At 36.4% G+C, this 12,965-nt stretch carries 11 protein-coding genes; 6 read left to right on the top strand and 5 right to left on the bottom strand.

Annotated features, from left to right (window positions below; genetic code table 11):
* Positions 1–25: 25 nt before the first annotated feature.
* The 3 genes from metG to ispD form a co-directional block, all read right to left on the bottom strand.
* On the bottom strand, positions 26–2,116 hold the full coding sequence (metG, locus tag BZK14_RS08260) for a methionine--tRNA ligase (RefSeq protein WP_077926042.1): 2,091 nt from the start codon (positions 2,114–2,116) through the stop codon (positions 26–28).
* 71 nt (positions 2,117–2,187) lie between these two features.
* Complete coding sequence (gene ispF, locus BZK14_RS08255) at positions 2,188–2,667, bottom strand: 2-C-methyl-D-erythritol 2,4-cyclodiphosphate synthase (protein ID WP_077926041.1); 480 nt, start codon at positions 2,665–2,667, stop codon at positions 2,188–2,190.
* Positions 2,658–3,362 (bottom strand): 2-C-methyl-D-erythritol 4-phosphate cytidylyltransferase, encoded by a 705-nt coding sequence (gene ispD / locus BZK14_RS08250; protein WP_077926040.1) that lies wholly within the window; start codon positions 3,360–3,362, stop codon positions 2,658–2,660. Before ispD ends, ispF begins: the two co-directional genes overlap by 10 nt.
* Positions 3,363–3,497: 135 nt before the next feature.
* Here ispD and BZK14_RS08245 point away from each other — a divergent pair, with 135 nt between their 5' ends.
* From BZK14_RS08245 to BZK14_RS08230, 4 genes are all read left to right on the top strand, one after another.
* Positions 3,498–3,935: a universal stress protein gene (locus BZK14_RS08245; RefSeq protein WP_077926039.1), complete on the top strand. Its 438-nt coding sequence runs from the start codon at positions 3,498–3,500 to the stop codon at positions 3,933–3,935.
* A gap of 168 nt (positions 3,936–4,103) precedes the next feature.
* Positions 4,104–4,481: a MarR family winged helix-turn-helix transcriptional regulator gene (locus tag BZK14_RS08240; protein WP_245831253.1), complete on the top strand. Its 378-nt coding sequence runs from the start codon at positions 4,104–4,106 to the stop codon at positions 4,479–4,481.
* Between the two features lie 38 nt (positions 4,482–4,519).
* Positions 4,520–5,740: an efflux RND transporter periplasmic adaptor subunit gene (locus tag BZK14_RS08235; RefSeq protein ID WP_077926037.1), complete on the top strand. Its 1,221-nt coding sequence runs from the start codon at positions 4,520–4,522 to the stop codon at positions 5,738–5,740.
* A 3-nt stretch (positions 5,741–5,743) separates the two neighbouring features.
* A complete protein-coding gene (locus BZK14_RS08230) occupies positions 5,744–8,905 on the top strand; it encodes an efflux RND transporter permease subunit (RefSeq protein ID WP_077926036.1) in 3,162 nt (1,053 codons plus the stop codon).
* 121 nt (positions 8,906–9,026) lie between these two features.
* Here BZK14_RS08230 and BZK14_RS08225 read toward each other — a convergent pair whose 3' ends face one another.
* Positions 9,027–9,302, bottom strand: coding sequence for an HP0495 family protein (locus BZK14_RS08225; RefSeq protein ID WP_077926035.1), 276 nt, complete (start codon positions 9,300–9,302; stop codon positions 9,027–9,029).
* A gap of 16 nt (positions 9,303–9,318) precedes the next feature.
* A complete protein-coding gene (gene cysS / locus BZK14_RS08220) occupies positions 9,319–10,695 on the bottom strand; it encodes a cysteine--tRNA ligase (RefSeq protein ID WP_077926034.1) in 1,377 nt (458 codons plus the stop codon).
* A gap of 147 nt (positions 10,696–10,842) precedes the next feature.
* Between cysS and BZK14_RS08215 the strand changes: the two genes are divergently transcribed.
* Both BZK14_RS08215 and BZK14_RS08210 read left to right on the top strand, forming a co-directional pair.
* Complete coding sequence (locus BZK14_RS08215; protein WP_077926033.1) at positions 10,843–12,447, top strand: DUF2813 domain-containing protein; 1,605 nt, start codon at positions 10,843–10,845, stop codon at positions 12,445–12,447.
* Between the two features lie 208 nt (positions 12,448–12,655).
* A partial coding sequence (locus BZK14_RS08210) for a redoxin domain-containing protein (protein ID WP_143691414.1) occupies positions 12,656–12,965 on the top strand: 310 nt, incomplete at its 3' end.

Raw genomic sequence — 12,965 nt, 5'->3', positions numbered from 1 at the left:
CTTTTAATATGGATGATTGTAAAATTTAAGAAATTTTCGCCCCAGGCTTCAATTCGCTCAATGTTGTTAATAACGCCAAATCACCATCAAGAGATGCGGATAAAATCATGCCTTCACTTACACCAAAGCGCATTTTGCGTGGAGCAAGGTTAGCAACAACAATCACATATTTACCAATCAATAATTGTGGTTCACCATAAGCAGAACGAATCCCAGAGAAAATATTGCGTGGCTTTTCTTCACCTAAATCTACTGTGAATGCGAGCAATTTGTCAGAACCTTCCACGAAATCACAACGCAATACTTTGCCTAAGCGTAAATCAACTTTTGCAAAATCATCAATATTGATGAAGCCTTCTTCTACAATAGGGGCTTCTTTTTTCTTGCTAGTTTTTTCTGCTTTTTTCACAGGTTCAGCTGCTTCTAAACTTGCTTTATTGCGTTCAACCAATTGTTCTAATTGTTTTAAATCAATACGCTTCATCAAATGTTCATAAGTATTGATGGTTGTATTTTCTACACTTTTCTCAGTTGCATCAAAACTGCTTAAATCACAATTTAAGTATTCACCAATGTTTTTGATGGTTTCTGGTAATACAGGGAACAAGTAGATACTCAATAATCTGAATGCTTCTAAATAGCTTGTGCATAAAGATTGTAAGCGTACATGTTGTGCTTCATCTTTTGCCAATTCCCAGGGTTTCGTTGTATCAAAGCTCTCATTCACTAAATCACAACCACGCGCAATTTCACGCATTGCTGCTGCAAAGTTACGATCTTCGTAATGCGCCAAAATCGTTGCTTTCATACCACGAATTGTGTTCAATAACTCTGATGTTTCTTCTGCAAATGTGCTTAATTGATTATTGAAAATGCTAGACACAAATTTACTTGTGCGGGATGCAATATTGATGAATTTACCCACTAAATCTGCATTCACTCGATTGACTAAATCTTCCATGTTTAAATCTAGATCATCAATGGCACCTGATGATTTAGCTGCGAAATAGTAACGCAACCATTCAGGATTCAATTTTTCATCTAAGTATGAACGCGCAGTGATAAATGTACCACGTGATTTACTCATTTTTGCGCCATTCACTGTGATGAAACCATTGACAGCATATTGCGTTGGTAAACGATAACCTGAAAAGTTCAACATCGCAGGCCAGAACAATGTATGGAAATACATGATGTCTTTACCAATGAAGTGAACCATTTCTGTGCCAGCTTTTTCAGCAGCTTCACGCTCTGTATATTCAGCAAAGTTATATTGAGGATTTTTATCAATATAGTTTGCCAATGATGCTAAGTAACCAACAGGCGCATCTAACCAAACGTAGAAATATTTATTAGGTTCATTTGGAATTGGGAAGCCAAAATATGGTGCATCGCGTGAAATATCCCAATCGGATAATTTATTTTCTTCTTCAGTGCCTAACCATTCTTTCATTTTGTTGGCAGCTTCAGGCTGTAAACGATCGCTGTTTGCTAAGAAATCACGTAAGAATTTCACACAACGATCATCAGACAATTTAAAGAAGAAGTGCTCAGAGCCTTTCATGACAGGTTTATTGCCAGAAACTGCTGAGAAAGGATTGATTAATTCTGTTGGCTGATAAACGCCACCACAAACTTCACAGTTATCGCCATATTGATCTTTGGCATGACATTTTGGACATTCGCCTTTGATGAAACGATCAGGCAAGAACATTGCTTTTTCTTCATCAAAGAATTGTTGAATTTCACGTGTTTCAATTAAATCAGCTGCTTTTAGCTTTAAATAAATATCAGAAACTAATTTACGGTTTTCTTCGCTATCTGTTGTGTGATAGTTATCAAATTTGATGTGGAAATCTTCAAAATCTTTAAGATGATCTTGTTGTGCTTTATTGATTAGCTCTTTAGGTGTAATGCCAAGCTTTTCAGCACGGATCATGATCGGTGCGCCGTGGGCATCATCTGCACAGATAAAATGTACTTCTGAGTTACACATTCGATGGAAACGTGCCCAGATATCACCTTGGATATAACCCAATAAATGGCCTAAATGGATATCGCCATTGGCATAGGGAAGTGCATTGGTAATAAATAACTTACGTTTCTCAATCGACATATTGTTTTGCTCTCAGTTTGAAAAATAAAACGAATTGAATAGTGTACCATTCTATAAGGTGAATATTAACCTTATTCTTGGATTGCTTTTAAAAGGACAATGGCTTGCGCGGCGATGCCTTCTTCGCGACCAACGAATCCTAATTTTTCCATAGTTGTTGCTTTCACATTTACATCATCTTCATGAATATTCAATGCTTTAGCAATATTTAGTGCCATTTTTTCTTTGTGAGGCATTAATTTAGGGCGCTCTGCCATTACAGTGATATCAATATTGCCAATTGTATAGCCTTTGGCTTGAACCTTTTCATAAGCTTTTTGTAATAGAATTACGCTGTCTGCATTTTTATAAGCAGGATCGGTATCGGGAAATAACATGCCGATATCACCACATTTGGCTGCGCCCAAAATGGCATCTGTTAAAGCATGTAGTACAACATCGCCATCTGAGTGAGCTAAAAATGATTTTGTGTACGGGATTTTTTCGCCCGCTAACATGACATAATCACCTTCTTTAAAGGTATGAACATCAAAGCCGATGCCTATTCGCATAGTTTTCTCTCTTCTAATAAAAAGCGCATTAAGCGTAAATCTGTGGGATGAGTGATTTTAAAATTGTGTGGGTAGCCTTGGTAGATGTAAGGTTTGTAACCCAATGCTTCAATGGCAGAAGCTTCATCTGTGATGGCCAATTTTCTTGTTAAAGCTTCTTCATAAGCTTGATACAAATATTGATAGCGGAACATTTGTGGTGTTTGTGCTAGATAGATGGTTTCTCGATCAATGGTTTGTGCGATCTGTCCATGAACCACTTGTTTAACTGTATCAACTGCTGGCATTGCCATAATGCCACCAATGGAATCTTTTTCGTACATTACTTCTGTGATGAATAATTCTAATTCTTCACTGGTTAAACCAGGGCGTGCTGCATCATGTACTATGATCCAATCATCAGGTTTAGCGATATGCGCCAAGGCTTTCAATCCTAAAAAGACTGTGTCGCTACGGGTTTCGCCTGCATGATAAGTAAGAATATGATCTTTGGCAATTTTCAAAGTAGGAAAGTATGCGTCATTTTTTGAAATGCCTAATGCACCATAGTTAATATTATTCAATGATTGAAATAATTTAAGCGTACCTTCTAGAACAGTTTGATCATCCAAAAGTTGTAAATACTGCTTAGGGCGGTCGGCCTGCATTCTAGCACCAATACCACCTGCTGGAATGATGAAAAAGATCTTTGCCATGACGATAATGAGGTAATAAAATTACTATAATATCTCATTCACTTAGATAGTGTTATGATTAATATAAAATAGTAATGCAAATCTTTATATTGCATTATTATATCAATCAGGCAAACAATGATAAAAGGATATGCTATGAGTAACGAATATAAACATGTATTAGTGGCAATTGATCACTCGGATGATTCAGAAAAAATTGTTAAACAAGCCATTGTTGTTGCACAACGTAACCATGCGAAGATTACATTATTACACGTTATAGAAGATATTAATATTGCGTTAGGTTATGAATTAATGCCAATTATTTCTGAACAAACCGATACTGAAATTGTCAGTGAGGCTAAACGTCATGCGCGCGCATTAGCAGATCGTTTAGGTATTCCAGATGCAGATACGCATGTTGTTTCTGCATTCTCAACAAAAGAGGGCATTATCAAAACCTCTGAATCTTTAAAAGTTGAATTGGTTGTTGTGGGCGCGCATACAAGACAAGGACTGGCATTATTGCTTGGCTCAACTTCAGGCTCCATTATTAATGATTCACCATGTGATGTTTTAGTTGTCAAAGTATAAAGTAGAATTGCGAATATTTAATACAAGTGGGATTAATGTTTGACAACCTTGTTGTCAAACATTATGATAATTTTCCTCATTTTACGTATTATTTAGGACATGATGACAGACCGTTTCGACATAATTCATGATTTTTTTAATAGTTTCTTCAAAGCTAAAACAAATTTAATGAAAATTAATCAAGCTTTGATAGAGCCAACAGGATTAAGTTTTTCATCGTGGCAACTTGTGATCCATATCTTGACGCATGAGAAGTATGAGCAACAAGGAATGACAACGGCAGAATTAGCAGAGGATTTGTTGATTAGCCGACAAGCAGTTCAAAAACATATAAAACTTTTATTGGAAGATGAAGTGCTTTGTGTGAGAGAAAATACCAATGATAAGCGATCTTTATATTATTGCTTATCACCCAAGGGTGAAGAGTTGTGTCAATCTGTGTTAGATGAGATTTACCGCGATTGGATGTTGGATAATATGAAGAATTTTTCAGTTGCAGAGATTCAGCAAGCGATGAAAATTTTAACTCATCTTGCCAAGCTTTAGTTTGCTTTAACTTTAACTTTAATTTGAGGTTTTAAATTATGAATAAAATAAAATTACTTAAAAGTAGTCGCTGGTTTTTACTAGTGATGTCTGTCATTGCTGTATCGGCATGTTCAGATACAAAGCAGGAAGCTGTTTCTGGAAGCCATACTGTAGATGTTGTGGTGGCGGACGTTGAGGCAAAAGATGTTTTATTAAAAACAGAGCTACCTGGTAGAACAAAGGCATCTAAAATTGCAGAAGTACGTCCACAAGTGGGTGGTATTATTTTGCATCAAAACTTCAACGAGGGCTCATATGTTGAAGAGAACGAGACATTATATCAAATTGATCCTGCAACATATGAAGCGGCATTAAAACAAGCAGAGGCGGGCTTAGCTCAAGCAGAAGCTAATCAGTTTGCTGCCGCAGAGAAAGCGAAAAGAATTAATGCCTTATCTTCTTCTAAAGCGGTAAGTAAGCAAGATGTTGATGATGCTAACTCATTATTGATTCAAGCTAATGCTCAAGTAACGGCTGCAAAAGCAGAAGTTAATAATGCAGAAATTCGTTTAAATTATACGAAAATGCTTGCGCCTATTAGTGGTCAAATTGGTCGTTCAAACTTCACGCAGGGTGCTTTAGTTGCAGCAGGGCAACCATTAGAAATGGCAGTGATTCAACAAAATGATCCTATGCGTGTTGATATTACATATTCTGCACGTGAGTTTTCTCGTATTCAAAAGATGTTTCGTGACAATCTGTTAACTAATCCAAATGCATCAGCATCAACGCTTTCGGATGATGTTAATTTTACAGTCAACTTAGTTTTAGATGGTGGTGATATTTATGCTCACCAAGGTAAGGTTAAATTCTCAGATCGTACGGTTGACCCTACAACAGGTTCTATTCTAATTCAGGCAGAATTTCCTAATTCTGAGCAATTATTGTTACCAGGTTTGTTTGTACGTTCAATTGTTGAATTAGGTATTTTAAAAGATGCTATTGAGATCCCACAAAAATCAGTTTTCCGTGATTCTAAGGGAGATTCATATGTGTTTGTTGTGACTGAGGGTAATAAGATTGAAACTCGTGCAATCAATATTCGTCAATCTAATGGTAATAACTGGCTGATTGAAAGTGGATTGAATGCAGGCGAAAAAGTTGTTGTTGAAGGTATTCAACAGATACAAAACATGCTTCGTCGTGGTGGAGAATTAACCGTTAAAATCATTGAACCTAAAACACCTACATCAAAGTCTAAAATTGAGAAGGAGTAATATATGGCTCGCTTTTTTATAGATCGCCCCATTTTTTCATGGGTAATAGCGATACTGACAATATTCCTTGGGGTATTGGCAGTACGATCATTACCCGTAGCTCAATATCCAGAGATTGCACCGACTCAGGTAACAATTATTGGTAACTATCCTGGTGCTAGTGCCAGCACGATAGAAAATACAGTAACTCAGGTTATTGAGCAAAATTTATCTGGCTTAGATGGTTTCCGCTATATGAGTGCGGAAAGTACAAGTCAGGGGTCATTTGAAATTACGCTAACGTTTAATCAGGGCGTTGATCCTGATATGGCGCAAGTTCAGGTGCAGAATAAAATTCAAAAAGCGCTTCCTACATTGCCCCAAGACGTACAGCGTCAAGGTGTATCAGTAGAGAAAACGTCAGGTTCTTTCTTCATTGTTGTGAGTTATTATTCAACTGATGGTAGATATGATGGTTCTGATATTGGTGACTTTGTAAATACTAATATTAAAGATCCTATAAGCCGTATTGATGGTATTGGTTCTATTCAGTTCTTCGGCTCAGGTTATGCAATGCGTGTTTGGTTAGATCCATATTTATTGTATAAGTATGAGATGACTCCTATGGATGTTTTAGCAGCAATCCAAGAGCAAAATGCGCAAGTGGCATTTGGTCAAGTGGGTGATGCGCCATTTGTCCCTGGCCAAGAAATTAACTTCACAATTACAGCACAAACTCAATTAGAAACAGTTGAGGAATTTGAAAAGATTCAGCTTCGAGTGAATGAAGATGGTAGTCAGGTATTATTATCTGATGTGGCACGTTTAGAGTTAACCGGTGAAATTTCAAGTTTTACTTCTAAGTTTAATAACTTGAATGCTGCAGGTTTAGGATTGAAATTGGCTTCTGGTGCAAACGCATTGGATACCGCAAGAACTGTTAAAGCAACATTGGATGAGTTGGCAGTATTGTTACCAGAAGGTATGGCTTATACATATCCTTATGATACGACACCATTTGTTGAGGTATCCATTAAAAGTGTTGTTGCAACTTTGATAGAAGCAGTGGCATTAGTATTTATAGTAATGTATTTGTTCTTACGTAATTTAAGAGCAACAATTATCCCAACATTAGCTATTCCTGTTGTATTGGCTGGTGTATTTATAATTCTAGATGCATTAGGTTTTACACTGAATACCTTAACGTTATTTGCAATGGTATTGGCGATAGGGCTACTGGTGGATGATGCGATTGTTGTTGTAGAAAACGTTGAACGCTTGATGGAAGAGGAACATCTATCTCCATTAGAAGCAACTCGTAAGTCGATGGATCAAATTACTGGGGCATTGGTTGGTATTGCTGTAGTATTATCAGCTGTATTCGTTCCAATGGCATTCTTAGGTGGTGCATCAGGGATTATTTATAAACAGTTCTCAATTACGATTATTGCATCGATGTCATTGTCTGTTATCTTTGCGATTATTTTTACAGCGCCACTGTGTGCGACTTTATTAAAGCCACATGGTTATGTTTCACAATCACCTATTGCTAAGTTTTTTGCGCCAATTGGCCGTTTAGTTAACTGGCCTGTTACTAAATTTAATAATGGTTTTGATGTTTTAAATGATAAGTATAAGTCTGCGGCTAATCATGCGGTGACAAAACCAAAAAGATATTTAGCGGTATTTGGTGCGATTTTGGTTATGTTGTATTTTGGCTTTGTTCGTTTGCCATCAAGTTTCTTACCTGATGAAGATCAGGGGATCATGATCGGTATGGTGATTGGGCCAGACGGTTCTTCTTTAGAAACTACGGATCAATTACTGGAACAAATTTCAGCGCATGTTGTGGAAAACGAAAAAGATTCTATTGAAGCAATTATGTCAATCAGTGGTTTTAGTTTCAGTGGTCGTGGTGCTAAGCATGGTACTTTCTTCTTGAAATTAAAAGATTGGGGAGTACGTACTAAGCCAGAGCAACAGGTGGATGCAATTCAGGCTCGTATGTTGTCATATTTACAGACAATTCCTGGGACGCAAGGTTTCGTATTCTCGCCACCTGCGATTATTGAGCTAGGAACAGCAACAGGTGTTTCATTTACATTGCAGAATATTTTGAATATACCACATGATCAATTCATGGAAGAAGTTGGGAAGTTTTTAGGGATTGTTGCATCTCAATCAAAAACGATGAATGTAGCAACATTACGCCCATCAGGTGAATTTGATGCGCCACAATTATATGTTAATGTTGACCAAGAAAAGGCTAGAGCATTGCAGGTTACTGTGGAAGATTTGAACAACTCATTGGCAATTGCATGGGGTAGTTTGTATGTAAATGACTTTGTTGATCGTGGTCGAATTAAGAAAGTGATCATACAAGGTGATGCGGAATATAGAATGCAGCCGGAAGATTTTGAAAAATGGTATGTTCGTAACAAGATGGGTAAAATGGTTCCTTTCAGTGCTTTTGCAAGTACAGAGTGGATCACAGGTTCGCCAGCGCTTAAACGTTTTAATGGTTATCCATCCTTCCCATTATCTATTGAAGCAAAACCAGGTCTAAGTACGGGTGCTGTGATGGATGAAATCGAATCAATCACTGAACAATATTTAGATGGCGTACGAGTTCAGTGGATGGATACTTCATATGAAGAAAAACAAATGGGTAATATGCAGGTTTATTTATATGCAATTTCAGTATTTGTTATTTTCTTAAGCTTGGCAGCATTATATGAGTCATGGTCTATTCCATTTGCAGTTATTTTAACATTACCTGTTGGTGCTTTAGGTGCCCTGGTTGCTGCTAATGGTTTTGGTATTGAAAATAACGTATATTTCCAAGTTGGTTTATTGACGGTGCTTGGATTGACCTCAAAAAATGCGATCTTGATTATTGAATTTGCTAGGGAGTTGGTGGCTGAAGGTAAAAATATCATTCAAGCAACAGTTGAAGCTGCCCATTTACGTTTACGTCCTATCATTATGACATCATTGGCATTTGGTTTTGGTGTATTGCCAATGGCTATTAGTAGTGGTGCTGGTTCAGGTGCACGTAATGTTGTAGGTTTAACTGTAATCGGTGGTATGATTGGTGGTACAGTTTTAGTCTTATATTACGCACCAGTATTCTTCTCTCTCATTGGTAAAGGTTTAGAGAAGAAAGCAGAAAAAGCACAAGATTAAATTTTAAATAGTTAGTATAAGGCCACCTTCGGGTGGCTTTAATTTTAGGCACAAAAAAATCATGCCAATTTTGTATGAATACTGATTGGCATGATTTAATGTGAGGTTAATTAATTTTGTATTACAACGCCCAAAGTACGCGTTCTTCTGCTTTTAGTAATGCATAAACCTGATCAATATCCTCTTGAGTTTCGACCCAAACATCTATAGATAGAGAAATATATTTATCTGATTTACTCATCAAGCGTTTAATTTTTGAGCCATCGATTTTGGGATCAACTTGTTTTAAAATTTCAACAATATCATTTTCAAATTCTTCAGTATTTAAACCTGTAACTTTGAATAGAAAATGGGTTGGAAATTCTACTAAGGGTTCTTTAGTTTCTGGATTGATCATAATGAGTTCCTTTTATTTAATTTGTTTCTCTGCGCCATGTTGTTTTGCCTTGCTTATCTTCTAAAACAACATTGCGAGCTTTTAATTCATCACGAATGCGATCTGATTCTGCCCAATCTTTATTGGCACGTGCTTCGTTGCGCTTGATAATCAATGCTTCGATGATTTCTGAATCATCATCCGATTGATTGGGTACGCTTTTCAAAAATTGATCAGGATTTGCATCTAAAATGCCTAAGACATTACCTAAAGTTTTCAATATAACGTAATCTTTTGGATCATGATTCTTGTTATATAAGTTTGCAGCTTCAAACAATAAATCAATTGCTTGTGGTGTATTGAAGTCATCATCCATTACTTCTGCAAAGCGTACAGCAATTGGGTGATTGGCATCAAACTCTGGCAATGATTCAGGAGCGTCATTCAGTGCTGTATATAAGCGGCGTAAACCATTCCAAGCTTGATTCAATAATTCATCTGAATAGTTCACATGCGTACGATAATGACTGTTCAACATAAAGAAACGAATCACTTCAGCAGGGAAGTATTTCAATACATCGCGAATCGTGAAGAAGTTGCCAAGAGATTTACTCATTTTCTCATTGTTGATGTTGATGAAGCCATTATGCATCCAATAGTTTGCCATGGGGTGATCATGATAACCTTCAGATTGTGCAATTTCACATTCATGATGTGGAAATTTTAAATCCATACCGCCGCCATGAATATCAAAATGGCTACCCAAAGCTTCTTTACTCATGACGGAACATTCAATGTGCCAACCAGGGCGACCATTGCCCCAAGGTGATTCCCAAAATGGTTCGTTAGGTTTTGCGCGCTTCCACAATACGAAATCTAAAGGATCTTCCTTTTTAGATTCCACTTCAACACGCTCACCTGAGCGGAGTTCATCAATATTTTGATTAGATAACTTTCCATAATCTTTAAAGCGACGCACACGATAGTAAACATCGCCATCAGGCACAGCATAAGCGAGATCTTTTTCAATTAAGCCACTGATCAATTCAATCATGCCTGCAACAGCTTCCGTTGCTTTTGGCTCTGTATCAGGAGCCAATACATTCAATGCAGCGCAATCTTCATGCATTGCTTGAATGAATTCATTGGTTAATTCTTGGATCGTTACGCCACGTTCATTCGCACGCGCAATAATTTTATCATCAATATCAGTAATATTACGTACGAAATGAACATCAAAACCTTTATGCATCAAATAACGGCGAATCATGTCAAATGAGATCAACGAACGCGCATGACCGATGTGACAGTAATCATAAACTGTCATTCCGCATACATACATACGAATTTTGTTGGGCTCAATGGGGATGAAATTCTCGTGTTTTCTCGTTAGACTATTAAAAATCGTGAGCATAAAATGATTCCGAATGAAATAAAGATAATTGTATAGCTTAACATGATGGGGGCGTTTATGATTGATTCAAGAGAATAACGCTTGGAAAAATATCAGATTGATATATTCTTTAAAGCAATAACTTAAAAATATGATTAAAGGAGACAAATGCTACTCCATTCAGTAGAAATTCAAGGCTTTAAGGGAATTAAAGACCTTTATATGAATTTTAATAGCGATATCAGTGTATTGATTGGCGAAAATAGTTGGGGGTCATCTAGTTTATTATCTGCTCTTGCTGTGATTACAAAAGAAAATTTTTTATATAATTGTCAGGATCATGATTTTTATTATGAGGAAGATTGTGCAGAAGAGTGCTTGAGTTTACGATTTACTTATATTGAAAATCCTTTAATTGCCGATGAGTCATTACAAGTCTATCCTGAATTGTCAGAAGTTAGTTATTTTTCTCATCAAATTCGTAAGCAAGTGATTTGTTACCAAGTCACTGCTAATCGTGTAGATAAAGTCATTACAACTCGGCACCATTTTATTGATGAAGATGGCGCTATTCTAGAGGTTGATAATTTTCCAATACGCTTACGTCGCTTGTTGGATATTAGTCCATTGATTATTTTTAGAAGTAATCGGCTTTATAAGCCCATTCTTAAAAATGAGGATCAGCGTGTCAAAGCTTTTTATGACTTGCTAATACAGCAATTTTCAGAGGAAAATAGCCGTTTAACTGAACGAGAGTTAAAACAAGGTTTATACGCGGCAACTTTGTTATTAACTTATTATCTTGTCAATAATAAACAGGATGAAGAGTATATTAGAAAGCCTACCTTAGAAGATTGGCAGGTTTTGGATAAAATTAATGATCTGTTAGATCAGATGGATAATACGACCACTCGTCATGTCATGATGAAGTTATTTTCTAGTATTATTTTTTATCGCATGGGTTATGCATTGCCTGAAGATGCTTTACCAATTTTATGTATTAAAAACTTTGGTAATACACATCCTATTGTGACTTCTGTTGGTATGCGTTTATTGAATAATATACCCGTACAAAAAATTTTAACGAGCAATACTAGTGATTTAATACCAATGTTAACACTGCCTAATATTATTCGTATTTCAAGATCGGCGTCAGAGATTGCTGTCAATCAAGTCTTACCTAAAGAGCTAAGCGCTAGTACAAATCGTAAAGTACTTTTTCATATTTTTCATCGTCGACCAATTGCATTATTTGCACGCTGCTGGTTTTTAGTGGAAGGGGAAACAGAAATTTGGTTATTACGAGAGTTAGCTGAGATTTGTGGCCACAATTTAAATGCTGAAGGCATTGCTTTAGTGGAATTTGCGCAGTGTGGTGTTTTACCGTTAATTGAGTATGCAGAAGCAATGGGTATAGAATGGTATGTAATGTCTGATGGTGATGCTGCGGGGAGACATTACGCTAAAACTGTACGTTCATATTGTCAGGATAAAGAGACTTATTATCGTCATATGACACAATTACCTGCTCGAGATATTGAAAATTTCTTATTTCAAAAAGGTTTCAGTTCTGTTTACAAAGAGATTGCTTATGGTTCATCTGAATTTATGAATATTCCTGTCCATGAGATTATTCAAAAGGCAATTCAAAAAAGTTCCAAGCCAGATTTAGCATTAGCTGTTTGTGATTACGCAAGAGTACGTGGTGCAAGAGCAATTCCTAATCTGTTACAAAAAACATTTAAGAAAGTGATAGATTTATCTAAAGGATAGATGTCGGATTAAGTGATTTGTATTATAATAAAGCGTTGTTATGCTTTAGCTTTGGTGACGCAAAGTTAAAGTAAGGGATGATAGATTAAAATCTTAAATAACGCATGTTTAGTATTTTAATAGGTAATTCCCTTGTATATGTTGGTTTAAGTATATAGTATGTTCACGTCAATTATTTTTCGTTCAATTAACTTAAAGGAGTATTAACATGGATGTTGATTTTACTTTTGGTAACTCAAAAACTGTTGGTGACCGTTTAGATGCTTTCGAAGTAACAGGTGTTAAACCAGGTTTTAACCATCACGAAGAAGACGGCGTATCTGCGTTTGAAACAATCAATGAAAAATCTTTCCCAGGTAAATGGAAGGTTATCTATTTCTATCCAAAAGATTTCACATTTGTTTGTCCTACAGAAATCGTTGCTTTTGATAAATTAGCAAAAGATTTCGAAGATCGTGATGCTGTATTAATGGGCGGTAGCGTGGATAACGAATTCTGTAAATTGGCTTGGAGACGTG

This window comes from Wohlfahrtiimonas larvae (genome assembly GCF_002006755.1).
Classification (GTDB): domain Bacteria; phylum Pseudomonadota; class Gammaproteobacteria; order Cardiobacteriales; family Wohlfahrtiimonadaceae; genus Wohlfahrtiimonas; species Wohlfahrtiimonas larvae.
The sequence above is the reverse complement of the archived record's forward strand: the minus strand, read 5'-3'. Positions and strand labels throughout refer to the sequence as shown.

Coding starts and splice junctions, on each gene's coding strand:
- BZK14_RS08245 (WP_077926039.1), top strand. CDS start 3,498: ATGAGTAACGAATATAAACATGTATTAGTGGCAATTGATCACTCGGAT.
- metG (WP_077926042.1), bottom strand. CDS start 2,116: ATGTCGATTGAGAAACGTAAGTTATTTATTACCAATGCACTTCCCTAT.
- cysS (WP_077926034.1), bottom strand. CDS start 10,695: ATGCTCACGATTTTTAATAGTCTAACGAGAAAACACGAGAATTTCATC.
- ispF (WP_077926041.1), bottom strand. CDS start 2,667: ATGCGAATAGGCATCGGCTTTGATGTTCATACCTTTAAAGAAGGTGAT.
- BZK14_RS08240 (WP_245831253.1), top strand. CDS start 4,104: ATGAAAATTAATCAAGCTTTGATAGAGCCAACAGGATTAAGTTTTTCA.
- BZK14_RS08215 (WP_077926033.1), top strand. CDS start 10,843: ATGCTACTCCATTCAGTAGAAATTCAAGGCTTTAAGGGAATTAAAGAC.
- ispD (WP_077926040.1), bottom strand. CDS start 3,362: ATGGCAAAGATCTTTTTCATCATTCCAGCAGGTGGTATTGGTGCTAGA.
- BZK14_RS08230 (WP_077926036.1), top strand. CDS start 5,744: ATGGCTCGCTTTTTTATAGATCGCCCCATTTTTTCATGGGTAATAGCG.
- BZK14_RS08235 (WP_077926037.1), top strand. CDS start 4,520: ATGAATAAAATAAAATTACTTAAAAGTAGTCGCTGGTTTTTACTAGTG.
- BZK14_RS08225 (WP_077926035.1), bottom strand. CDS start 9,302: ATGATCAATCCAGAAACTAAAGAACCCTTAGTAGAATTTCCAACCCAT.